This is a genomic window from Streptomyces sp. NPDC021096 (genome assembly GCF_040641275.1).
Taxonomy (GTDB): domain Bacteria; phylum Actinomycetota; class Actinomycetes; order Streptomycetales; family Streptomycetaceae; genus Streptomyces.
Genome location: NZ_JBFADG010000026.1, coordinates 1 through 23,610, shown reverse-complemented (window position 1 = coordinate 23,610; position 23,610 = coordinate 1). Strand labels below are relative to the sequence as shown.

The following is a 23,610-nucleotide window of genomic DNA, read 5'->3' as shown; positions in this document are numbered from 1 at the left end:
ATGGCGCGTACAAGGCGGGGCCTGTAGCCCGCCGGCCCCGCATCCACCGGGTCGTCGGTACCGGTGGCGGCTGAGCGGGGCCGGGCGGCCTACGGGCGGACAGGACGTCTTTGCAGAGGCTCTTCGTCAGTGCCCGATTTCGACGTTCTCAAGAATTCCGAGAGCGTCGGGCACAAGAACGGCGGCCGAATAGTAGGCGCTCACCAGATAGGAGATGATCGCCTGTTCGCTGATGCCCATGAAACGCACGGAAAGGCTCGGCTGGTATTCATCGGCGATTCCCGTCCTGTGCAGACCGATGACACCTTGGGACTCCTCTCCTGTGCGCATCAGCAGCACGGAGCTGACGCCGGTCTCACTGACCGGGATCTTGTTGCACGGGAAGATGGGCACGCCTCGCCAGGCGGGTACGGAGTGGCCGCCGACCTCGACGCTGTCCGGGTAGACGCCCCGGCGGTTGAACTCGCGGGCGATCGCCGCGATGGTGCGCGGGTGCGCCAGGAAGAGGCCGGGGTCCTTCCAGACCGTCGCCAGCAGTTCGTCGAGGTCGTCGGGGGTAGGCGGGCCGCTGCGGGTGTGGATGCGCTGACGCAGGTCCGCGTTGTGGAGGAGGCCGAACTCGCGGTTGTTGATCATCTCGTGCTCCTGGCGTTCGCGCAGGGCCTCGATGGTGAGCCGCAGCTGTTGCTCGACCTGGTTCATCGGCTCGTTGTAGAGGTCGGCGACCCGGCTGTGCACCCGCAGCACCGTCTGGGCGACGCTCAGTCCGAACTCGCGCGGCGAGGGCTCATAGTCGGCGAAGACGCCGGGCAGTGAGGGTTCCCCGACATGGCCGGAGGCGACATTGATGGCCGACTCGCCGTGTTCGTTCTGGGGGAGGCCTGACCGGGTCCGGTAGGCCTCGACATGGGAGCGCAGCCCCTGTGAGTTTTCCAGTACCTGCTGGAACTCCTGGCGCGGCAGGGTCAGCACCGTGCAGGCCGTGACCGCCCGGACGGTGAAGTCCCAGTTGCCGGCCTCCGCTGCGGCCAGCGCCCGGTCGCCGAAGTACCCGCCGTCCGCCAGCACGCCGAGAACGGCCGGCTCGCCGTACTCGCCCTCGTGCACCTTCTCGGCCTTGCCGTGGGCGATGAGGACGACCTGATCGGCCGGCTGCCCGGCTTCCGCCAGCACATCACCCGGGCCGAACTCCCGCTGGGTGAACCGGCCCGCGAGGGCCTCGAGCACCTCCGGGTCGGAGAAGCCGCACAGCAGCGGCAGCTCGCCCAGCTCGGCCGGGATGACCCGCACCTCGGCGCCGGTGTTGAAGAACTCCACCCGGCCGTCGCCGAGCGTGTGTGTCAGTCGCCGGTTCACCCGGTACGTGCCACCGGAGACCTGGACCCACGGCAGCAGCCGCAGGAGCCACCGTGAGGTGATCCCCTGCATCTGCGGCACGGACTTTGTCGTGGTCGCCAGATTCCGGGCGGCCTCCGTGCCCAGACTCAGCCGGCCCGGTGAATTATCCGTGCCGGCACCGGACTCCACTGACGTCGTCATAATCGAATGCCCACCCATCCAATGCGGAACCGCCCGTTACGAGGTCGCCAACGAATTCCCGCTCGACCCCATTCGAAGTTAGCAGTGGCATTCGGCGGGCGCGATCACTCAAAAGGATGGGATTGAAAGGTGATGTCAACGTCGGATAAAAACGCCGATGCCGTTGGCCACCGGCCGTTCCGCACCGCCTGACGGATGGTTGCGCACCGTCGCACGGGCGCTGCCCCGGCCACGGGTGACGAGGGTGGAGGATCCGCCGCCGTCCAGGTTGAAGGCGTCGACGGCCCCCACCTTGCGCATGGTGCGGGCCAGTTCGGCGATGGTCAGCCCGGAGCGGTAGTCCCTGCCCCCGTCCAGGGCCAGGAGGTACAGCCGCCGTCCCCGGTCGGCCAGGCCTGCCGCCGTCCGTACGGCCGCCGTCGCCAGGTCCAGCCCGACGAGGGGCCGGCCGCCGCGCAGGATCGGGAAACCGCCGATCGCGAACCGGAACGCCCCGGAACCGCCGGGCCGCAGCCGCTGCTCGACCGTCACGCGATTGCCGACCTCCAGCTTGCGCAGCTCACGCGCCCCCTCCTCGCGCCCCACCAGCACCACCGAACCGTCGGCGATCGCGCCCCGGCCGGGCTTGTCCGCCACCGAGGCGACCCGGCCGCGCCGCACGGTCACCTCAAAGGTGTCGTCGCTGCACGGCGCGCCGCGGTCGGTGTCCGTACCGCACGTCGCCCGCAGCCGTGAGGTCCTGCCCCACGCAGGGGTGAACGCCCCGATGCCGTCCACCGGCAGGGCGTATTGATTGAAGCCGCTGAGCGACCACTCTTCCTCATCCGTGCGCACCGACCCCTCCAGCTCGAGCCGGTCCATCCGCCCCACCCGGTTCGTCCCCACCCCGAAGACGTCCTGCGTGCTGACGCCCGGCGGCATCGCCGGCCCGAACCGCTGCCCGTCCGGCACCGCCGCCTTCAGCGAGCGGCCGCCCGCGACGGCCGGGCCGACCGGCGCGCCCGTGGCTTCCACACCCGGGTGCTGCGCCTCGACGATGTTGAAGAAGTCCCCGTTCACCGCGCCCACCGCGCTCCGCTGGTCGGCGAGCCGGGACACCCGCTCGCGCCCGCCGACGACGCCCGGGTACAGCAGGTCCACCGAGACCCGCTGATTGCTCAGGTCGACGGTGAGCAGATGCCCGTACGCCGGCCCGTGGGACCCGTTCAAGGAGAATCCCCGGTACGTCACCCCGGGGCCGATCGCGGTCGGCGCCTCCAGCCGCAGCGCGGAGATCTCCTCCACGCCGGCCCACGCCGTGCCGCCGCCCACGAGCGAGAGCCATGCCACCAGCACCGTCAGAACCGCGCGTACGCGGCGTACACGTCTACCCACAGTCACCCCAGAGGTCCCGTCAACTCTGCCATGACGCAAGGGACTTAACCATGCCCCGAAAGAACGACAGGGAAAGCCCCGACATCGGCCTGGGCAACTCTCCACTCGTCCCTGTCAAACGGCCCGGTGGGCCCCGATACTCACAATCGTCAGCTCACCTGCTGTCCCCACTTATTCGCCCGCCGAGCCGCCGGGAGGCACCCCCATGTCCTGTACGCGCCGAGCCGCCGTCGTCACCCTCGGAGCCGCCCTCGCCGCGTCCTTCGCGACGCCCGCCGTCGCCGACGCGCCCGCCGCGCACGGCGTGGAACGCGGCAAGCGACCGCTGCCCCAGGCCCACGCGCACAACGACTACGTACACCCCCGCCCGCTCGCCGACGCGCTCGACCACGGATTCAACAGCGTCGAGGCCGACATCTGGCTCGTCGGCGACCGGCTCCTCGTCGCGCACGACGCCTCCGAGCTCGACCCCCGGCGGACCCTGGAGGCCCTCTATCTCGACCCGCTGCTGCGCCGCGTCAGAGCCAACCACGGGTGCGTCCACCGTGGATACGACCTGACGCTGCAACTGCTCATAGACATCAAGACCCCGGGCGAGGCCACCTACCGGGCGCTCTCGAGGCACTTGCGCCCCTATCACTCGATGCTCACCGTCAGTGCCGGCGGACGGGTCCGCCGCTCCGCCGTCACGGCGGTCGTCTCCGGTGACCGTGGCGCGCGGATCCCCATGGAGGCGGAGCGGGTCCGGCACGCCTTCTACGACGGCCGCCTCACCGACCTCGGCGGTGCGCCCGCCTCCTTCGCGCCGCTGGTGAGCGACAACTGGAGCCAGCACTTCACCTGGCAGGGCACGGGCCCGATGCCCGAACAGGAGCGGGCCGCGCTCCGACGGATCGTCGGCGCCGCCCATGCGGAACGCCGCAAGGTGCGGTTCTGGGCGACGCTCGACCAGCCCGGGCCGGCCCGTGAGGCGCTGTGGAGGGAACTGCTCGCGGCGGGGGTCGACTACCTCAACACCGACGATCTCGCGGGTCTGGAGGCCTTCCTGCGCGCAGCTCGCTGAGCACCCGTCGCACCTCCGGCCGGGGAACGGCCGGCAGCAGCAGCGCCACCGCGTACACAAGTTTGCCGAGCATGAAGGTGGTGTCCGGTGTGGCGCGCACCGGCTCCCGGACCGTCTCCGTGTCTCCCCGCCACACGGATTCGAGCAGCACTGCGACATCCGGTGCGGCCTCCTCGTCCGTCTCCACCCACCCGGGGTCGTCCGGCGTGCGCCGGACGAAGTGCCGCAGCACCTGGTCGGCGGCGTCGGGGTGCCGCGTGGGCCTTCGCCTCGGTAACGCGTAGCTGGGTGGTTTCGGCACTCATCCGGGGAATCGTACTGTTAGCTGATATTTATCCCGGTAGCGCCACGCAGGCGCCGCGAGGTCGGAATGTCGCGTTCCGGAGCGGAACGTGTAGCGGTACGGTCACCGCGCGGGCGCGCTCGTACGTCCTCGGGGACGCTGGCCGTATGGCCACCCCACCAGGACCACCGCCCGGGCCCCCGTACGGACCGCCCACGGGTCCGCCGGCTCCGCCGCCCGGCGGCTTCGGGCCGGGCGAGCCGCCCTGGCAGCCCGGGCCGCAGCCACCGTCCGGCGGCAGACGCCGCGTCGCGCTGGCCGTGAGCGCGCTGGTGGCGGTCGCGGCGCTCGCGCTGGGGGCGGTGGTGGTGATGGGGGACAGGAGCGACAGCGGGCCGGACAAGGAACGCTCGCCCGGCGGCCCGGGCGTCGCCTCGCCGTCCTTGCGGCTCCCGAGCGAACTTCCCTCGTGGCTGCCCAGCGGCCTGCCCTCGGGCTTCCCGTCGCAACTGCCCACAAACATGCCCGGCCTGCCGAGCGCGCTCCCCACCGACATCCTCGGGCTCTAGACGAGCACCGCCCGCCCGGCCGTCAGCCCTCCGCGAGCAGGGTCGCGAGGGCTGCCGCCGGGTCCCGGTCGCGGCCGCCGGCGGGCTGCCAGCGGCCGCCTTCCTTGCGGTACGGCCACCAACCCCCGTCCCGGCCGTAGCGCAGCTGGGCGTCGGCGCCGACCATCGTCCACCGATTGCGCGTCACCCGCAGCCGGGGAGCGCTCTCGTCGTCCTCCCACGCGTCGGCCAGGGCGGCGCGGGCGCGCGCGAGAGCATCCGGCTCCGGCGTCCAGTCCTCCTCCAGGACGGCCAGTGCGGCCGGTCCCCCGTACCCCCAGGCCCGTACGGCCCGTGCCAGTTCCGCCGGTGCGTAGCCACAGCCGGTCGCGAGCCGGGCCGTCACGCCCTCCGGCGGAGCCGCGGAGGCCAGCCGCACCGCATCCTGACGGGGCGTGAGTTCCTCTGCCACGGGCGTCATCTCGTGGCCGGGAGCCAAGGCCTCGGCCAGCAACCGGCGGGCCCGGACGGCGGCATCGGCTATCAGGAACTCCAATGCCTCGACGTCGATTCCGGGCGCGGCCGGAGTGTCACCGGTCAGTACGGGCGGACGCCCCGGAATCTCCACCGGCGGTGGTGGCCCGGGCAGCGGCGGTACGACTGTGTGTGCCGCGAACGCCTCGCGCGCCGGCCTGCCGGCAGGAGGCTCCGGCGTATGCACGGTGGTCCGGGCGGTGCTGCGCTCCTGGAGCTCGTCCAGCAGTTGCCGCTCTCCCCGGCCGCGCATCAGCAGCAGGACGAACGGGTCCTGGTCGAGCAGCCGCGCCACCTGATGGCACAGGGCCGTCGTGTGCGGGCAGTGGTCCCATGCCTCGCAGCCGCACTCCGGCTCCAGGTCGCCGATGCCGGGCAGCAGGTCCACGCCCGCCGCGGCGGCGTCCTCGACGAGATGCGGTGACATGTCCCGGTCCAGCAGGGCGGCGATGTGGCCCGCGCGATCGGCCACCAGGTCCAGGAACCGGTCCCAGTCGGTCTCGGAGAGCTGCTGGATCACCACGTCGGAACGGTAGGGCGTGCCGTCCCGGTCGCGTACGAGCGCGGTGATCCGGCCGGGCCGGACGGTCACCGCGCCGACCGCTCCCGCGCGGGCGTGCCTGCGGCCGGCCTTGACCTGTTGTCCGTCCAGGGCCGTGTCCTCCAGCGCCTTGAGCCAGGCCCGGCCCCACCAGCTGTGTGCGAAGGCCTGGCCCTGCACGGGCGGCAGGGCATCAAAGGTGCGCTCGGTCATCGTGCGGTCGTCCCCCTCAGTTCCACGAGTTCCGCCAGCTCGGCGTCGGTCAGCTCGGTCAGCGCGGCCTCGCCGGAGCCCAGTACCGCGTCCGCCAGCGCCTGCTTGCGGGTGAGCATCTCCGCGATGCGGTCCTCGATCGTGCCCTCGGCGACGAGGCGGTGCACCTGCACCGGTTGGGTCTGGCCGATGCGGTAGGCGCGGTCGGTCGCCTGCGTTTCGACGGCCGGATTCCACCAACGGTCGAAGTGCACGACATGCCCGGCGCGGGTGAGGTTCAGGCCCGTACCGGCGGCCTTCAGCGACAGCAGGAAGACGGGGACCTTCCCCTCCTGGAAGTGCCGGACCATCTCCTCACGCCGCGCCACGGGCGTCCCTCCGTGCAGGAAGAGGGACGCCACGCCCCGGGCGGCCAGGTGCTGCTCCAACAGGCGCGCCATCTGGACGTACTGCGTGAAGACGAGCACGCTCGCCCCTTCGGCCAGGATGGTGTCCAGCAGCTCGTCGAGAAGCTCGACCTTTCCGGAACGCCCGGAGAACCGCGGACCGCCGTCCTTGAGGCCGGGCTCCTTGAGACTGTGTTCCTTGAGGAACTGTGCCGGGTGGTTGCAGATCTGCTTCAGCCCGGTGAGCAGCTTGACGATCAGCCCACGCCGCTCGAAGCCGTCCGCCTCCGCCACCTCGGCGAGCACCTCCCGCACCACGGCCTCGTACAGCGCCGCCTGCTCCTTGGTGAGGGTGACGCTGTGGTCCGTCTCGGTCTTGGGCGGCAGCTCGGGGGCGATACCGGGGTCGGACTTGCGGCGGCGCAGCAGGAAGGGGCGGACGAGGGCGGCGAGCCGCTCGGCGGCGGCCGGGTCGGCACCGCCTTCGACGGCCTGCGCGTAACGCCGGCGGAAGCTGCCGAGCGACCCCAGGAGGCCGGGCGTCGTCCAGTCCAGGATGGCCCACAGCTCGGACAGGTTGTTCTCGACCGGAGTGCCCGACAGCGCCACGCGCGCCTTCGAGCCGATGGTGCGCAACGCCTTGGCAGTGGCGGAGTACGGGTTCTTGACGTGCTGCGCCTCGTCGGCGACGACCATGCCCCAGCCCGCCTGCGCCAGCCGGGGCGCGTCCAGCCGCATCGTGCCGTAGGTGGTGAGGACGAACTCCCCGTCGGCAAGGGCGTCCAGGTCGCGTGAGGAGCCATGGAAGCGTCGCACGGGGGTGCCGGGGGCGAAACGTTCGATCTCACGCTGCCAGTTGCCCATCAGGGACGTGGGGCAGACGACCAGGGTCGGGCCGGCGGCGCCGGGCAGCGTCTGGCGGTGCAGATGCAGGGCGATGACGGTGATGGTCTTGCCGAGACCCATGTCGTCGGCCAGGCAGCCCCCGAGGCCGAGCGAGGTCATCCGGTCCAGCCAGCCGAGGCCGCGCAGCTGGTAGTCGCGCAGGGTGGCCGCGAGCGCCGCGGGCTGGGAGACGGGCTCACGGGTGCCCTCGGGATCGGCGATGCGGTCGCGGAGCGCCGCCAGCCAGCCGGTGGCCTGCACGTCGACGGTTCCGTCGCTGTCGTCGCCGTCGTCGTCCTGTGCGTGGGCGCGGCCGGTCAGAGCCGCGCCGAGCGCCTCGAGGGGAGTGACCTTGCGATCCTGCCGTTCCCGGGCGCGGCGCACCGCTTCCGGGTCCACCAGCACCCACTGGTCGCGCAGGCGCACGGCAGGGCGGCTCGCCTCGGCGAGCCGGTCCAGCTCCTCCTTGGTCAGGTCCTGGTCACCGATGGCGAAGCGCCAGCCGAAGGCCAGCAGCGCGTCGGCGGAGAGCAGGGGCGGCATGCCCGACCGGCGGTCGAAGGCGGGCCCGTCCTCGTCGTCGGGCGGACCCACGACGGCTCGGGCGGTGAGCTTGCGGACCAGCTCCTTCGGCCAGTGCACCTCCACCCCGGCGGCGTCCAACGCCACCGATGCCGCGCCGAGCAGTTCGCCCACTTCCTCGTCGGCGAGTTCGACGGCGTCGGGGGCCGCGGAGGAGAGCAGCGGTGAGAGCGTCGGCCAGGCGTGAGCGGCGCGCCGGAGCGCGAGCAGGGCGTTCATCCGGGCGGTCATTCCGAGGGCGGCTCCTGACGGGGAGTTGCCTGACCACACGTCGGCGGCGTCCGCGACGAGTGCCGGATCGGTGAGGCTGTGCACCTGGAGCACGGCCCGGAAGCGCGGGTGCGCGTCGTCGCCGGAGCCGTCCTCGGCCCCGGTCGGCCCGATGATCTCGACGCGCAAGGACAGCCGTACGCCGGTGTCGTGCCCGGCCGCGACCTCCGTGGCCCAGGCGCGCTGTGCGGGCAGTCGCTGCGGCTCGGGGGCGGCGAAGGCGGGGCCGCCGGTGGCGAGTGCGGCGGCGGGGGAGCGGGGCAGGCCGTCGGCCACGGCGTCCAGGAAGGCCCGCACGAGCCGGTCCGGTCCGGGCAGCATCAGAGGGTCGCTGCCGGGGAGCGGTACGGCGTGGGCGGACGGCGGCATGGCGGCGGCCAGCTCGCGCACCCGGTGCTGGTCGTCGGCGGTGAGGGGCCCGACCCGCCAGGAGTCGTGGTCGGTGTCGGTCAGGCCCGGCAACAGCTTCCCGCGGGCGGCCAGTTGCAGGGCGAGCACGGCGACGGCGCCCCAGAATGCGGCCGCCTCGTCGGCCCGGGCGGCGCGGGCGCGGGTGAGTACGGGCAGGGCCTCGCGGACGGGCAGGACAGTGGCCCGCACGGTCGTGGTGGTGACGTCCGTGCCGTCCGGGACGACGACGGTCAGCTCTTCGACGTCGCCTGTCGTCACAGGAGGTTCGCCGGTCGGCAGCCAGAAGGCGACGCGTCCGGTGCGGGCGGGGTCTCCCGGCAGGAAGGCCGTCCGGCACCCGACGAGCCGGGAGACAGTGGAGGGTGTTGCGGCAGGGGGTGGGGTCACAGCGCTGCGCATTCCTCAAATTTGACTAGTGCGGAGTCGGAATCGCCGAGGGTACAGGTCGGCAGCGCCCGACGGAGCAGTTCGATCAGTGAGGCGCGTCACTTCTGCCGGTGGGGTGTACCCAAACCCCCTGTCCGCTCAGGGGGATGGCCCCCCGCGGGTCCGGGTGGTGACGCCATGGTCCCGCCATGCCCGCGATCCGTACGTTTCGTGGGGTCGGATCCCCTCCCCTGAAATCACCGGAGAGAGCCCCATGCCACAGGCCAGTGCCGTCCTCGCGGAACCCGCCGCGGGCAGCGACTTCGCCCCGCTCCTGCGCCAGGTCCGGTCGGCCGGTCTCCTCGACCGCCGCCGGGGCCGGTACGCGCTCACCATCGCCGGCAACCTGCTCGCGCTCTCCGTCACGGCCGCCGCCGTCGTGCTCACCGGCGACTCCTGGTGGACGCTGCTGCTGGCCGTCCCCGCGGCGGTGTTCTGCGCCCGGACCGCCTTCATCGGGCACGACAGCGGACACGCGCAGATAGCCGCCACCCGCCGGGCCAACCGGATCCTTGGACTGATCCACGCGGACCTGCTGCTGGGCATGAGCTACGCCTGGTGGAACGACAAGCACAACCGCCACCACGCCAACCCCAACCACGTCGACAAGGACCCCGACGTGGGAGTGGGTGCCCTGGTGTGGACCCAGCGGCAGGCCGCCCGGCGGGAGGGCTTCACCCGGTGGCTCACCCGCCATCAGGCCCGGCTCTTCTTCCCCATGCTGCTGCTCGAAGGCATCAATCTGAAGGTTTCGAGCGTGCGTGACCTCAAACGGCAAGAGGCGGGCGAACGCCGGGTCGAGGCGGCGCTGCTGACCGTGCACGTGGCCGGCTACGCCACCCTGCTGCTGTCCTCGATGTCGCCCGGCAAGGCGGCCGCCTTCGCCCTGCTCCACCACGCCCTCTTCGGGCTCCACCTCGGCGCGGTCTTCGCCCCCAATCACAAGGGCATGGAAATGCCCGACCCGGACGGCGAGCGCTGGGGGCATCTGCGGCGGCAGGTCCTCACCTCCAGGAACGTACGCGGCGGGCTGCTCACCGACTGGTTCATGGGCGGGCTGAACTACCAGATCGAACACCACCTCTTCCCGAACATGCCGCGCCCCCACCTCCGGCTCGCCCGGCCCCTCGTCCGCTCCCACTGCGCGGCGGCCGGGCTGACGTACGCTGAAACCGGACTCATCGATTCCTATGCGCAGGCGTTGCGCCACATGCACGAGGTCGGTGCTCCGCTGCGGGACGGACAAGGAACCGGCGACATCGGCCGGGCGTTGTGACAGGCACAGCGGCAGGTGTCGCACCGGCCGCCGCGAAGGAGGCACGGAAATGACCAACAGGGCCAAGGTCGCCGTGGGCGGTGTGGCTGTGGGAGTGATCCTGCTGTGGCTGCTGCCCTTCTGGGCGGCGCTGCTGGTGATGGTCGGGGTGCCGGTCGGCGCCTATCTGCTGCTCGACTCCTCGCAGCGCAAGCGGCTGCGCCGGGTGTCCCGCAAGCAGCTGGACCGCTAGGAGCGCCCGACGTAGGCGGGGGCGAGCGCCGCCGCCATCGCCAGACGGGGCGCGCCGGAGCCGTCGACTGGGACGGTCCACAGGTCGGAGCCATAGTCGCCGGGCAGGGAGTAGACGAGGCTGTGCCCGTCCCGCCAGACCACTTGATCGTCGATATTGCGCCGTTCGGCCGTGGCACTCTCACGCAGCGTGCGCAGATCCAGTACGTACAACCGCCAGGGCGCGTCGGAGGAGGCGCCCTGGACGCGCTTCTTGTAGGCGATACGGGTGCCGTCGGGGGAGAGGGACGGGCACTCGACGTTGGAGTGCAGGGTGCGCAGCGTCCGGTCCGTGCGGTCCCCACGCACCAGATAGGTCTTTCCGCCCGTGGCGACGGTGGCGTAGAAGCGGTTGTCGTCCGCGAACGTGACACCCCAGACATTGATGTCGGCGGCCCGGTACGGGCGGCCCTCCACGAGGACGCGGTACGTCTCCAGATTGCGGTCCAGGGTCCAGGTGCGGGTGTCGAGGACCGAGGTACGGGTGGAGAACGCGGCGCCCGCGTAGGAGTCGCCGCTGACGAAGACCGTCCAGGCGACGGTGCGCCCGTCGGGGCTGACCCGGGCACGGCTGGGAACGCCCGCCAGGTCGTAGCGGCGCAGCTCCCTCAGGCGTGCGTCGAGCACGAGGGCGCGGTAGCCGTCGCGGAGCGTGCCGTGGACGGCCTGCAGACAGATCCCCGTACCGCCGGCCGCGTGGAAGCGCAGGCAGCGCACCCCTGAGGCGGTGCGCGGGCCGGTGGGGTCGGCGTCGGGGACCGAGGCGATCTCGTCGCGGTGCGGACCCCAGGCCATGTTGCGGAAGACGCTGCGGCCCGGGGCGTCCAGGGTGACCTTTCCCGACCGCACGGGTGGGCCGTCCGCCTGGGCGCGGTCCTTCTCCGCCGCCCGCCCGGCGGCGTGCAGGGTGGCGCCCACGGCGACACCCGTCAGGAGCAGGATGGCGGCGAGGAGGACGAGGAGGCGGTGAGTGCGTTTCAACGGACGGGCTCCGGTGTGGCATCGGCGGGGGAAGGGCGCAGCAGCCGTGTGCTGACGGCGGCGGAGACCAGCAGACCGGCGGCGGCCGCGCCCAGGGCCGTACGGTCGCCCCAAGCGGTCCAGGCGGCGCCGAAGCCGATCGAGCAGACGAAGCGGGCGGCGGCCTGGCCGGTCTGGACGACCGCCAGCCCGCTGCCCCGCACCGGAGCGGGCACGCTGTCGGCGGTCGCGGCGGCGAGGACGCCTTCGGTGGCGGCGTAGAAGCTTCCGTGCAGAGCGAGGACGAGTGCGGCGAGGGCGGGGGAGTCGCCGAGCGGGGCGACGAGCAGCCCGTACGCGCCGAGGAGCGCGAGGTGGCCGCAGAGGAACAGCCGGCGGCGGCCGAAGCGGTCGGCCACCATGCCGAGCGGCACGGCCAGCAGCAGGAACGTCGTGGCGGTTCCCAGCGGAAGCAGTGGGAACCAGGACTCGGACAGTTCCAGGCGGCGCTGCAGGGTGAGGTAGAGGAAGGAGTCGCTCACGGTGGTCAGTCCCAGGAGCACCGCACAACCGGTCAGCCGGCGGATGCCGGGACGGCGCAGCACCTCGCGGACGGGTGCGCGCGCCTCCGTGCGCCGGGAGCGCGTGGGTTTGCCTCCCTGACCCGGCACAAACAGCACCAGGATCAGGACGCCCAGTGCGGCCACGCATCCGCTGGCGGCGAAGACGGCGTCGTACCCCTCCGCCGCGGCCCGCAGGATCACGAAGGCGAGCATCGGGCCGAGCAGCGCCCCCGCGGTGTCCATGGCCCGGTGCACTCCGAAGGCCCGCCCCCGCACGGCGGGCTCACAGGCCAGCGAGATCATGGCGTCGCGCGGTGCGGTGCGCAGGCCCTTGCCGGTGCGGTCGGCGGCCAGCACGGCGCCTATCAGGGGCACGCTGTGGACGACGAGCAGCAGGGGCTTGCACAGTGCGGACAGGCCGTAGCCGACGGTGGCCACGGCCTTGTGGCTACCGCCCCGGCGGTCGGAGAGCCGGCCGCCGATGAGCCGTACGAGCGCACTGATGCCGTTGTAGACGCCGTCCAGAAGGCCGAAGCCGAGCGGGGAAAGGCCCAGCCCGGCGACGAGGTACAGCGGCAGGACGGCGCTGACCATCTCCGAGGAGATGTCGGTGATGAGGCTGACGGTCCCGAGGGCGAGCACGGCGCCGGGGACCGCTGCGCGCCGGGCGCGGCCGGTGGCACGGATGCCGTCGGCCGCACCGCCCGGAGCGGTGCGGCTGTCCGCGAGGTACACGGTCAGGTGTTCCAGATGCCGGTGATGTCCTTGGCGTTCGCGGCGTGTCCGGCGTGCGGGAGGCCGTACATGGTCTCGAGCGTGCGCAGCACGTCGTAGTGGTTGTACGTCGTGCCGGAACTGGCGCCCGCCTTCACCTGGGCTCCGTAGAGGACCGTCGGTATGCGGTTGCCGCTCAGCCTGTTGTCCTCGTCGAAGGTGATCAGGAGCAGGCTGTTGTGGCTCTTGGCCCAGTCGGCGTAGCCCTTGAGGTTGTTCTTGAGCCAGGTGTCCCCGGTGCCCACGGAGCAGTCGTGCATGTCGTTGCACAGGTCGGGCACGACGAACGAGACCGTGGGGAGGGTGGAGTAGTCGCGGGGGAAGGCGCTGAAGGTGTGCGCGGTGTTGGTGGGGACGTTGTCGAAGCCGAACCAGGGGTTGTGCTTCTGGGCGTATTTGCCGCTCTTGCAGGTGGTGGAGCCCTCGGACGGCAGACCCTCGTTGTAGCTCGCCCAGGTTCTGCCCGCGGCGATGAGCTCGGAGGCGAGGTTGGGTTCGTTGCTGAATCCGGGGTCGACGCAGCTGTCGTCGGTGACGTCCTGGGTGTCGCCGGAGAACAGCGCGTAGTAGTTCGGCTGACTGGGGTGGGTCTCGGCGTACGACGCGGTGAGATTCGCGCCGCCTGCCGCGAGCGAGTTGATGTACGGGGCGCGGGAGCTGCCCATGACCTGGTTGTAGGCGTGGTTCTCGAAGACGACGACCACGACGTGGTCGGGGGTGGGCACGGCGGGCGCGGCGGCGGAGTCCGAGGCCCATAGGCCGAGGGAGGCGGCGGCGAGCCCGAACGCGGAGGCCAGGGCGACGGAGTGACGGCGGCGGAGGCGGCGCGGACTGTGGGGGCGGCTGACTGCGGCGGGCACGAGGTCCTCCGTACAGGGCGAAGTCGGTGGGGGTGCGGTGCGCAGGGCGCGAGGGAAGCGTAGAGCTGCAGCTATGACATGTACACGACTTCAGGGTGACGGCTTCGGAAACGTCCGCTGACGGAGCGCGTTCAGGTGGGGGGCAGGCCGAGCAGGGTACGGGCCACGGTCTGCGGCGACTCGTCGCGCTCGCGCGCGAGCGCTATGACGGCCCGGCACGCCAGCTCGTTCACCCCGAAGCTGAGCGCCTCGGGCGAGACCCACCGTGCCGCTTCCGCGCTCTTTTCGACGTCGTTCTCGGCGCACGCGGCTACATAGACCGCCGCCGCCTCGAAGAGATTGCGCTGGCGTGGGCGGCCGGGGCCGGTGCCCACGGGTGGCCGCGGGGCCGGAGGCTGCCGCACCTCTTCGATACGCCTGCGAAGTTTGTCGAACACGCGGATCACCTGCCCCCGGGAGCGGCATTTCCTGCGGTCGTTCAAGTGTGCCCTGCATCGGTGGAGTTGAACCGCCGCTAATGGAAAGTGGGCGGTTGGTGAACTGTCACGTCGATCGAATGCGTCACGGTCATTTTCCGCGCCATGTCCCTGTCCTGTGCCAACTGGCGAACAGACGCGTGCGGACGGGCCGGGCGGGTTGCCGGGAGCACGGAGGTGAGCAAGGCTTGCACGGCAGTTACGGGGAATTGCGGAACGGGGAGGCGGAACATGGCAAACGGTAAAGAACTCGACTCGGTGCTGAACGACTTGACCGAGCGCGTGGAGGAGATACGACACGCGCTGGTGCTGTCCAACGACGGGCTGGTGACGGGAGCGAGCGCGAGCCTGGAAAGGGAGGATGCCGAACATCTGGCGGCGGTCGCTTCCGGGCTGCACAGCCTGGCCAGGGGGACCGGCCGGCAGTTCGGGTCCGGACGGGTGCGGCAGACGATGGTCGAATTCGAGGAGGGCGTGCTCTTCGTCACGGCCGCGGGCGAGGAGAACTGCCTGTGCGTCCTCGGCGGCGCCGAGGCCGACATCGGCCAGGTCGCCTACGAGATGACGTTGCTGGTCAATCGCGTCGATCAGGCGAGCGTGGGGCAGGAGGGCCTGGCCGGAGGCGGATCCGGTGGGCAGGTCGGCTGAGCGCCCTGGCTACGGCGTTCGTGGAACGGGGCCTGCGGAGCCGGGCCTGCGGCAGCCGGGCCGAAGTTATCCACAGGGCTGGACGTCGCGCCGTGACACACCGCTATCGTCGTCACTGTAAGTAATCGACGGTGGTGGCGGGGAGGATGCCATGGCGGTACGACAGGCTCAGGTGCGCGGCGTTGCGGAGCAAAGCATTCCGTTCGCGCGGGCCGCACGGGAGCTGGAACTCAAACCACGCGAGTTCGAACTGGCCGTGCAGCTGGGGGAGGTACGGACCGTTTCGTCCGGCCCGGGCGGGCGTCGACGCATCGCCCGGGAGGAGATCGAACGGCACAAGTCCGCCGAAGGCTTCCCCAAGGAGCTGCGCACGCGGCTCTGGGTGGTCGGCACGGCCGAAGGGGCCGAGCTGATGGGCATCAGCCCCGCCCGGTTCACCCGCCTCGCCCGGGGCGGCTGCTTCGCGCCCGTCCGCTTCTACGTCAACCGATACCGCGTGGTCGTCTGGCACTACCTGGCGACGGACCTCGCGGAATTCGCCGACCGCAACCCCGAGATGCTGACCGGCCGCACCCCGGCCCTGCTGCGCGCCGCGCTGGAGAAACACCCCGACCGGCGCGCCCGCAGCTGGCGCGCCCGCCGACTCGACCAGCTGACAGCCGCGGCCGGGGACCCGTGGGAGCGGGCGGCGGTGCCCGCGGCCGTACTCGACCCCGGTGAGCTGGCCCACGCGGTGCCGGACCCCGGCGAGCACGCCTACCTCCACGCCTTGTGCCCGGTCCTCGCCCAGGCGCGGCCGGAGGCAACCGCCGCACGCGAAGTGATCGACGAGCTGGTGATGGCGGAGGACCCGGACGAGATCGACTGGCACCGGCACTGTCTCATCGCCGCCCTGGCGGAGGCCCGCGCCCACCGTCCCGCCCCCGGCTGCCACAGTCGTACGGATACCGGGCCCGACCCCGCCGGGGCGCCGGCCCCGGAGGAACGGCCGACGCCGCCCGCCGATCCCGTGCCGCCGGCCGAGCCCGCGACGCCGGCGCCGCGTGGGCTGTGGGCGAGGCTGTGCGGAAGAAAAGGGGCGCCCGGCCGGGGCAGGACGCCCGAGGCTACAGCTGGCCGACGTCCATGACCCGCACCACCGCGCGGCCCTCTTCGTCGGATGCCGCGAGATCCACCTCGGCAGAGATGCCCCAGTCATGATCACCGTTGGGGTCGGCGAAGGTCTGCCGCACCCGCCACAGACCGTCCTCCGGCCGCTCCTCGATGCGCAGCAGCTTCGGGCCGCGCGCGTCGGGGCCGGTGCCCAGATCCTCGTACTCGTCCCAGTAGGCGTCCATGGCCTCGCCCCAGCGGTCCTCGTCCCAGCCGGCCTCGGCGTCCATCTCGCCGAGCTCGGCGACGTTGTCCAGGGCGGCCAGCTCGACACGGCGGAACATCGCGTTGCGCACCAGCACCCGGAACGCCCGGGCATTGGCGGTGACCGGCTTGACCTGGTCGGCGCGCTCCTGGGCCTCCTCTGCCGACTCCTCCTCCGGGTTGGCCAGCTGCTCCCACTCGTCCAGCAGGCTGGAGTCGACCTGGCGCACCATCTCGCCCAGCCAGGCGATCAGATCCTCGAAGTCCTCGGACTTCAGGTCGTCCGGCACGGTGTGGTCCAGCGCCTTGTACGCACTGGCCAGGTAGCGGAGCACGATGCCCTCGGTCCGGGCCAGGTCGTAGTGCGAGGTGAACTCCGTGAAGGTCATGGCCCGCTCGTACATGTCGCGGATGACCGACTTCGGCGAGAGCGGGTGGTCGCCGACCCACGGGTGGCTCTTGCGGTAGACGTCGTAGGCGTGGGACAGCAGCTCTTCCAGGGGCTTGGGGTAGCTGATGTCCATCAGCCGCTCCATGCGCTCCTCGTACTCGACGCCCTCCGCCTTCATCGCCGCGACCGCTTCGCCGCGCGCCTTGTTCTGCTGCGCGGCCAGGATCTGGCGCGGGTCGTCCAGCGTCGACTCGACCACCGAGACCATGTCCAGGGCGTAGGAGGGGGACTCGGGATCGAGGAGTTCGAAGGAGGCGAGCGCGAAGGTCGACAGGGGCTGGTTGAGCGCGAAGTCCGACTGCAGGTCCACCGTCAGGCGGACGATCCGTCCCTCGGCATCCGGCTTGTCGAGCCGCTCGACCACGCCGCCGTCCAGCAGCGAGCGGTAGATGGCGATGGCCCGGCGGATGTGCCGCAGCTGGCTCTTGCGCGGCTCGTGGTTGTCCTCCAGCATCCGGCGCATCGCGTCGAAGGCGTTGCCGGGCCGGGCGATGACCGCCAGCAGCATCGCGTGCGTGACCCGGAAGCGGGAGGTGAGCTGCTCGGGCTCGGAGGCGATGAGCTTGTCGAAGGTGTTCTCGGTCCAGTTGATGAAGCCCTCGGGGGCCTTCTTGCGGACCACCTTGCGGCGCTTCTTCGGGTCGTCGCCCGCCTTGGCCAGCGCCTTCTCGTTCTCGACGACGTGATCGGGGGCCTGGGCCACGACGAAGCCCGCGGTGTCGAAGCCGGCTCGCCCGGCCCGCCCGGCGATCTGGTGGAACTCCCGGGCCCGCAGCGTCCGCACCCGCTGGCCGTCGTACTTGGTCAGGGCCGTGAACAGCACCGTGCGGATCGGCACGTTCACGCCGACTCCGAGCGTGTCCGTACCGCAGATGACCTTCAGCAGACCGGCCTGCGCCAGTCGCTCCACCAGTCGCCGGTACTTCGGCAGCATGCCGGCGTGGTGGACCCCGATGCCGTGGCGTACGAAGCGCGAGAGGTTCCGCCCGAACTTGGTGGTGAAGCGGAAATTGCCGATCAGCTTGGCGATCTCGTCCTTCTCCTCGCGCGAGCACATGTTGATGCTCATCAGCGCCTGCGCCCGCTCGACGGCGGCCGCCTGCGTGAAGTGCACGATGTACACCGGCGCCTGGTGCGTGTGGAGAAGCTCGGTGAGGGTCTCGGTGAGCGGCGTCGCACGGTACTCGTACGACAGCGGAACGGGCCGGGTCGCGGACCGCACCACGGCGGTGGGCCGCCCGGTGCGCCGGGTCAGGTCCTCCTCGAAGCGGGAGACGTCGCCCAGCGTGGCGGACATCAGGATGAACTGCGCCTGCGGCAGCTCCAGCAGCGGGATCTGCCACGCCCAGCCACGGTCCGGCTCCGCGTAGAAGTGGAACTCGTCCATGACGACCTGGCCGATGTCGGCGTCCTTGCCGTCCCGCAGCGCGATCGAGGCGAGGACCTCGGCGGTGCAGCAGATGATCGGAGCGTCGGCGTTGACCGAGGCGTCGCCCGTGAGCATGCCGACGTTCTCGGTGCCGAAGATCTTGCACAGGTCGAAGAACTTCTCCGAGACCAGCGCCTTGATCGGGGCGGTGTAGAAGGTCACCTGATCGTTGGCGAGCGCGGTGAAGTGCGCTCCGGCCGCGACGAGGCTCTTGCCCGACCCGGTCGGCGTCGAAAGGATCACATTCGCGCCGGAGACCACCTCGATCAGCGCCTCCTCCTGAGCGGGGTACAGCGTGATGCCCCGCTCCTCGGCCCAGGTCGAGAAAGCTTCGAAAAGGGCATCGGGGTCGGCATGGCTCGGCATCTGATCGATAAGGGTCACACCCCCATACTGCCTGGCCCGGGGGCGGAACTGGGAACCGGCCGGTCGAACGATGATCATCCGGGCATTACGCTGAGTCGCCGATACGGCGTCAAAAAGGCGGGGCGCCGACCAGCGAAGGGGTGGAACGAGCATGATGGGACCGGCGCACTCGCTCTCCGGCGCGGCAGCCTGGCTGGGCGTCGGGGCCGCCGCCGCGGGAGTCGGGCACCCGATGCCCTGGCCGGTGCTCGTCGTCGGCGCGCTGATCTGTGCCGGTGCGGCGCTCGCCCCCGACCTCGATCACAAGTCCGCGACGATATCGCGGGCCTTCGGTCCGATATCGCGCGTCCTCTGCGGAGTCATCGACGCGCTGTCCCACGCGGTCTACAAGGCCACCCGGGCCAAGGCCGACCCCCGTCGCAACGGCGGGCACCGCACCCTGACCCACACCGCGCTGTGGGCCGTGCTCATCGGAGCCGGCACCTCGGCCCTGGCCATGACCGGCGACCGCTGGGCCGTGCTCGGCATCCTCTTCGTCCACATGGTGCTCGCCGTCGAGGGGCTCCTGTGGCGGATGGCCCGGACCTCCAGCGACGTCCTGGTCTGGCTGCTCGGAGCCACCAGCGCCTGGATCCTCGCCGGTGTCCTGGACGAGCCGGGCAACGGCTCCCACTGGCTGTTCACCGGCCCGGGCCAGGAATACATGTGGCTGGGCCTGCCCATCATCCTCGGGGCCCTGGTGCACGACATCGGGGACGCCCTCACCGTCTCCGGCTGCCCGATCCTGTGGCCCCTGCCCATAGGCCGCAAGCGCTGGTACCCCCTCGGCCCGCCCAAGGGCATGCGCTTCCGGGCCGGAAGCTGGGTGGAGCTGAAGGTCCTCATGCCGGCCTTCATGGTGCTCGGCGGCGTCAGCGGGCTCGGGGCCCTGGACCTCATCTGACGTCCCGGCCCCGGCCGCCCGCTCCCACCGGCTACTGGTGCCAGGAGCGCCACAGCGCCGCGTACGCGCCGTCCGCCGCGACCAGTTCGTCGTGACTGCCCAGCTCGCTGATCCGGCCGTCCTCCGCGACCACGATCACATCCGCATCGTGCGCGGTGTGCAGCCGGTGCGCGATCGCCACGACCGTACGCCCCTCCAGCACCGTGGCCAGCGAACGCTCCAGATGCCGGGCGGCCCGCGGATCCAGCAGCGAGGTCGCCTCGTCCAGGACCAGCGTGTGCGGGTCCGCGAGGACCAGCCGCGCGAGCGCGACCTGCTGGGCCTGCGCCGGGGTGAGCGCGAGCCCGCCCGAGCCCACTTCCGTCTCCAGGCCCTTCTCCAGGGCCCGCGCCCAGCCGTCGGCGTCCACCGCGGCGAGCGCCGACCACAGATCGTCGTCCCCGGCAGTAGTCCGCGCGAGCAGCAGGTTGTCGCGCAGCGAGCCCACGAAGACGTGGTGCTCCTGATTGACCAGCGCGACATGGCGGCGTACCCGCTCCGTGGGCATCCGGGACAGCTCCGCGCCGCCCAGTGTCACCGCGCCCGCACGCGGCGCGTAGATCCCGGCCAGCAGCCGGCCCAGCGTCGACTTGCCCGCTCCGGACGGGCCGACCAATGCCACCCGCGTCCCCGGCGGGACGTCGAGGGAGACACCGTGGAGCACATCGCTGCCGGGGACGTAGCCGAAGCGCACCTCGTCCGCCCGCACCTCCCGGCCCGCCGGACGCACTCCTTCGTCGGCGTCGGCGGGCTCGATCTCACGCACTCCCACCAGCCGGGCCAGCGACACCTGGGCCGTCTGGAGCTCGTCGTACCAGCGCAGGATGAGCCCGATCGGCTCGATGAGCATCTGCGCGAACAGCGCACCCGTCGTCAGCTGCCCCACCGAGATCCATCCCCGCAGGACGAACACCCCACCGATGATCAGCACCGACCCCAGCAGCAGCACATGCGTCACATTGATCACGGGAAAGAGGACCGAGCGCAGCCAGAGCGTGTACCGCTCCCAAGCCGTCCACTCGGCGACCCGCTGGTCGGACAGCTCGACCCGGCGGTGCCCCAGCCGGTGCGCCTCGATCGTCCGCCCCGCGTCCACGGTCTCGGCCAGCGACGCGGCGACCGCCGCGTATCCGGCTGCCTCCGAGCGGTACGCGCCCGGTGCGCGGCGGAAGTACCAGCGGCAGCCGCAGATCAGCAGCGGCAGTCCGACGAGCACGCACAGCGCCAGCGGCGGCGCCGTGACCGTCATCGCCCCCAACAGCAGCCCCACCCACACGAAACCGACCGCCAGCTGCGGCACGGCCTCCCGCATGGCGTTCGCCAGCCGGTCGATGTCCGTGGTGATCCGGGACAGCAGATCACCGGTGCCCGCCCGCTCCAGCACGCTCGGCGGCAGCGCCACGGACCGCACCAGGAAGTCCTCGCGCAGATCTGCCAGCATCTCCTCGCCCAGCATCGCCCCGCGCAGCCGCACCATGCGCACGAAGACGGTCTGCACGGCCAGCGCGACCGCGAAGAGGGCCACCGCGCGCCCCAGGTGGATCTCTTTCACACCCGACGACAGATCGTCGACCAGCCCGCCCAGAAGATACGGGCCGACCATCGAAGCGATCACGGCGATCGCGTTCACCGTCACCAGCAGGGCGAAGGCCGCCCGGTGCCGGCCCAGCAGTTCCTTCACATAGCCCTGCACCGTGGTGGGCCTGCCGACCGGCAACGTCGTCGCCGACTCCGGTGCGGCCGGGTCGTACGCCGGTGGCGCCACGCCGATCATGCCGACTCCTCGATCTGCTCGCTCTTGTCGAGCTCGGTGAGCTCGCTGTCCAGTTCCCCGCCCGTCTCCTCATCCGTCCGACGGGTGACCACCGCGCGGTAGCCGGAATGGGAGCGCACCAGCTCGCCGTGCGTGCCCACCGCCGCCACCTGGCCGTCGCGCACGAGCACCACCCGGTCCGCCCGGTCCAGGAGCAGAGGGCTGGAGGAGAACACCACCGTCGTACGTCCCTTGCGCAGCGCCCGCACACCGTCCGCGATCCTGGCCTCGGTGTGCGAGTCGACGGCCGAGGTCGGCTCGTCCAGCACCAGCACCTCGGGATCGGTCACCAGTGAGCGCGCCAGCGCCAGCCGCTGCCGCTGCCCGCCGGACAGCGAGCGGCCGCGCTCGGTGATCCGTGTACGCATCGGGTCACCGCTGTCGTCCGTCGAGCCCTGCGCCAGCGCGGTCAGCACATCGCCGCACTGCGCCGCCGCCAAGGCCGCCTCCGCCGTCACGGCCCCCGACGCCGGAACGTCGAGCAACTCGGCGAGCGTGCCCGACAGCAGCACCGGGTCCTTGTCCTGGACGAGCACCGCGGCACGGGCCGCGTCCAGCGTCACCTCGTCCAGCGCCACCCCGCCCAGCAGAGACGACGGCGTGCCCTCTGTGCCCTCCGGGGCATGCCCGCCGAGCCGGTCGGCGAGCCGCCCGGCGGCGTCGGGATCACCGCACACCACCGCCGTCAGCTGCCCCGCCGGAGCCAGGAGGCCGCTCGCGGGGTCGTACAGATCACCCGTCAGGCTCTCCGTGTGCCGTTCCTCCCCCGCCGAGGACGTGGTGCGCTCCAGCCCCAGCACCCGGGCGGCACGCTGCGCGGACGGCCGGGAGAACGAATACGCCATGGCGATCTCCTCGAACTGCCGCAGCGGGAACAGCAGGAAGGTGACCACGCCGTAGACCGTGACCAGTTCGCCCACGCCGATCCGGCCGTCCTGCGCCAGCGCCACCCCGTACCAGACCACCGCGATCAGCAGCAGCCCCGGCAGTACCACCTGCACGGCAGCGATCAGCGCCCACATGCGGGCGCTGTGCACGGCCGCCTTGCGTACCTCCTGCGAGGCGCGGCGGTAGCGGGACAGGAACAGCTCCTCGCCGCCGATGCCGCGCAGCACCCGCAGCCCCGCCACGGTGTCCGACGCCAGCTCGGTGGCCCGACCGGCCTTCTCACGCTGCTCGTCGGCCCGCTTCGTCGCGGGCGGCAGCAACGGCAGCACCGCCAGGGCCAGCACCGGCACACCGACGGCGATCAGCGCCCCCAGGGCGGGCTGATAGATCACCAGAGCCACGCACAGGACGACTGTTGTCAACAACGCGGACGCGAAACGCGACAGCGCCTCCACAAACCAGCCGATCTTTTCGACATCGCCCGTCGACACGGCGATGACCTCACCCGCCGCCACCCGCCGCGTCAGCGCCGCTCCCAACTCCGCGGTCTTACGGGCGAGAAGCTGCTGCACGCGTGCCGCGGCGGTGATCCAGTTGGTGACCGCCACACGGTGCAGCATCGTGTCACCGAGCGCCGTGAGCACGCCGAGCACCAGCACCAGTGCGCCCGCGACCGCCAGCCGTGCACCCGACCGGTCGACGACGGCCTGCACGGCCATGCCCACGGCCAGTGGGAACGTGGCCACGGACGCCATATGGAGGACGCCCCAGAGCATCGCCTTCACCTGACCGCCCAGCTGGTTGCGTCCCAGCCAGATCAGGAAGCGTGGGCCCGAACGGACATCCGGCCGGCCCGGATCGGCATACGGAAGATCACTGATGTGCATGGCATCCCGGTTCGGCATGGGGGTGGGTGGGGGCCGTGCCAGGCTCGCGCTCGTGGCACACCGGTTACAACTGGTTTTCTGCCGAGGGCAGTGGATCAGGCCAGAGGAGTACTGGTGCGCCCTCCGGTGAGGCGCTTCACTCCTGCCCCATGAGACGACTGTTGCTGGCGCTGTGCGCCGCGACCGTAGGCCTGTTGCTGGGCGTCAGCCCCGCCCTGGCCGCGGCGCCCCCCGAATTCGGAACCGACTGGCACGACCCCATCACCGCCGGACCACCGGTGGCCGCCCCCGGCACCACCTCGTGCAAAGCGACCGTCGCCGAGACCGAGTTCCGCGACTACACGCCCTACAAGAGCACCTATCTGCCGCCCAAGGGCTGCGGGGACCGCTGGAACAAGGTCGTTCTGCGCCTCGAAGGCGCCGTCGCCGGGCGGCAGTACGACCGTCTGGGCTATCTGCACATAGGCGGCGTGGGGGGGGGGGGGGGCCCGCCCCCCCCCCCCCGCCCCCCCCCCGCCCCCCCCCGGGGGGGGGGGGGGGGGCAGACCGCGGCGCC

At 71.6% G+C, this 23,610-nt stretch carries 19 protein-coding genes; 8 read left to right on the top strand and 11 right to left on the bottom strand.

Going from position 1 to position 23,610, the window contains the following annotated elements; translation table 11 throughout:
* Positions 1-126: 126 nt before the first annotated feature.
* Positions 127-1,539, bottom strand: a complete 1,413-nt coding sequence (locus AB0G59_RS24965; protein ID WP_360915630.1) for a family 2B encapsulin nanocompartment shell protein — start codon at positions 1,537-1,539, stop codon at positions 127-129.
* A 135-nt stretch (positions 1,540-1,674) separates the two neighbouring features.
* A complete protein-coding gene (locus AB0G59_RS24960) occupies positions 1,675-2,913 on the bottom strand; it encodes a phosphodiester glycosidase family protein (RefSeq protein WP_360915627.1) in 1,239 nt (412 codons plus the stop codon).
* 205 nt (positions 2,914-3,118) lie between these two features.
* Here AB0G59_RS24960 and AB0G59_RS24955 point away from each other — a divergent pair, with 205 nt between their 5' ends.
* Both AB0G59_RS24955 and AB0G59_RS24950 read left to right on the top strand, forming a co-directional pair.
* Positions 3,119-3,976: a phosphatidylinositol-specific phospholipase C/glycerophosphodiester phosphodiesterase family protein gene (locus AB0G59_RS24955; protein ID WP_360915624.1), complete on the top strand. Its 858-nt coding sequence runs from the start codon at positions 3,119-3,121 to the stop codon at positions 3,974-3,976.
* 450 nt (positions 3,977-4,426) lie between these two features.
* Entirely contained in the window at positions 4,427-4,828 is a 402-nt protein-coding gene (locus AB0G59_RS24950) for a hypothetical protein (RefSeq protein ID WP_360915621.1), read from the top strand.
* Positions 4,829-4,850: 22 nt separating this feature from the next.
* Here the strand turns inward: AB0G59_RS24950 and AB0G59_RS24945 are convergent, their stop codons facing one another.
* Both AB0G59_RS24945 and AB0G59_RS24940 read right to left on the bottom strand, forming a co-directional pair.
* Positions 4,851-6,095 carry an SWF or SNF family helicase gene (locus AB0G59_RS24945; RefSeq protein WP_360915618.1) on the bottom strand — a complete coding sequence of 415 codons (1,245 nt, stop codon included), beginning with the start codon at positions 6,093-6,095 and terminating at the stop codon, positions 4,851-4,853.
* Positions 6,092-9,016 (bottom strand): DEAD/DEAH box helicase, encoded by a 2,925-nt coding sequence (locus AB0G59_RS24940; protein ID WP_360915615.1) that lies wholly within the window; start codon positions 9,014-9,016, stop codon positions 6,092-6,094. Before AB0G59_RS24940 ends, AB0G59_RS24945 begins: the two co-directional genes overlap by 4 nt.
* Before the next feature lie 253 nt (positions 9,017-9,269).
* Here AB0G59_RS24940 and AB0G59_RS24935 point away from each other — a divergent pair, with 253 nt between their 5' ends.
* Complete coding sequence (locus AB0G59_RS24935; protein ID WP_360915612.1) at positions 9,270-10,331, top strand: acyl-CoA desaturase; 1,062 nt, start codon at positions 9,270-9,272, stop codon at positions 10,329-10,331.
* Positions 10,332-10,380: 49 nt separating this feature from the next.
* On the top strand, positions 10,381-10,563 hold the full coding sequence (locus tag AB0G59_RS24930; RefSeq protein WP_360915609.1) for a hypothetical protein: 183 nt from the start codon (positions 10,381-10,383) through the stop codon (positions 10,561-10,563).
* On the opposite strand, the gene AB0G59_RS24925 is transcribed toward AB0G59_RS24930, so the two are convergent.
* The 4 genes from AB0G59_RS24925 to AB0G59_RS24910 form a co-directional block, all read right to left on the bottom strand.
* Entirely contained in the window at positions 10,560-11,582 is a 1,023-nt protein-coding gene (locus tag AB0G59_RS24925) for a TolB-like translocation protein (RefSeq protein ID WP_360915606.1), read from the bottom strand. The two genes, AB0G59_RS24930 and AB0G59_RS24925, sit on opposite strands and share 4 nt — an antisense overlap.
* Positions 11,579-12,859: an MFS transporter gene (locus tag AB0G59_RS24920; protein ID WP_360915603.1), complete on the bottom strand. Its 1,281-nt coding sequence runs from the start codon at positions 12,857-12,859 to the stop codon at positions 11,579-11,581. The genes AB0G59_RS24925 and AB0G59_RS24920 overlap by 4 nt, the downstream gene beginning before the upstream one ends.
* A 2-nt stretch (positions 12,860-12,861) precedes the next feature.
* The gene (locus tag AB0G59_RS24915) at positions 12,862-13,695 is read right to left on the bottom strand and encodes an alkaline phosphatase family protein (RefSeq protein WP_360915756.1); all 834 of its coding nucleotides are present in this window, start codon (positions 13,693-13,695) and stop codon (positions 12,862-12,864) included.
* Between the two features lie 194 nt (positions 13,696-13,889).
* The gene (locus AB0G59_RS24910; protein ID WP_360915753.1) at positions 13,890-14,132 is read right to left on the bottom strand and encodes a hypothetical protein; all 243 of its coding nucleotides are present in this window, start codon (positions 14,130-14,132) and stop codon (positions 13,890-13,892) included.
* 333 nt (positions 14,133-14,465) lie between these two features.
* Here AB0G59_RS24910 and AB0G59_RS24905 point away from each other — a divergent pair, with 333 nt between their 5' ends.
* Both AB0G59_RS24905 and AB0G59_RS24900 read left to right on the top strand, forming a co-directional pair.
* Positions 14,466-14,882, top strand: a complete 417-nt coding sequence (locus AB0G59_RS24905; RefSeq protein WP_360915600.1) for a roadblock/LC7 domain-containing protein — start codon at positions 14,466-14,468, stop codon at positions 14,880-14,882.
* A 151-nt stretch (positions 14,883-15,033) separates the two neighbouring features.
* Entirely contained in the window at positions 15,034-16,011 is a 978-nt protein-coding gene (locus AB0G59_RS24900; RefSeq protein ID WP_360915597.1) for a DUF6397 family protein, read from the top strand.
* On the opposite strand, the gene AB0G59_RS24895 is transcribed toward AB0G59_RS24900, so the two are convergent.
* Positions 15,989-18,502 (bottom strand): DUF3516 domain-containing protein, encoded by a 2,514-nt coding sequence (locus tag AB0G59_RS24895; RefSeq protein ID WP_360915594.1) that lies wholly within the window; start codon positions 18,500-18,502, stop codon positions 15,989-15,991. The genes AB0G59_RS24900 and AB0G59_RS24895 overlap by 23 nt on opposite strands.
* 133 nt (positions 18,503-18,635) lie before the next feature.
* On the opposite strand from AB0G59_RS24895, the gene AB0G59_RS24890 reads away from it, so the two are divergent.
* Positions 18,636-19,427 (top strand): metal-dependent hydrolase, encoded by a 792-nt coding sequence (locus AB0G59_RS24890; protein WP_360915591.1) that lies wholly within the window; start codon positions 18,636-18,638, stop codon positions 19,425-19,427.
* Between the two features lie 31 nt (positions 19,428-19,458).
* Here AB0G59_RS24890 and AB0G59_RS24885 read toward each other — a convergent pair whose 3' ends face one another.
* The gene (locus tag AB0G59_RS24885) at positions 19,459-21,240 is read right to left on the bottom strand and encodes an ABC transporter ATP-binding protein (protein ID WP_360915588.1); all 1,782 of its coding nucleotides are present in this window, start codon (positions 21,238-21,240) and stop codon (positions 19,459-19,461) included.
* Positions 21,237-23,054 (bottom strand): ABC transporter ATP-binding protein, encoded by a 1,818-nt coding sequence (locus AB0G59_RS24880; protein ID WP_360915750.1) that lies wholly within the window; start codon positions 23,052-23,054, stop codon positions 21,237-21,239. The genes AB0G59_RS24885 and AB0G59_RS24880 overlap by 4 nt, the downstream gene beginning before the upstream one ends.
* Positions 23,055-23,203: 149 nt before the next feature.
* Between AB0G59_RS24880 and AB0G59_RS24875 the strand changes: the two genes are divergently transcribed.
* Positions 23,204-23,610 (top strand): peptide-N4-asparagine amidase (locus AB0G59_RS24875; RefSeq protein WP_360915586.1); only part of this gene is annotated, 407 nt, incomplete at its 3' end.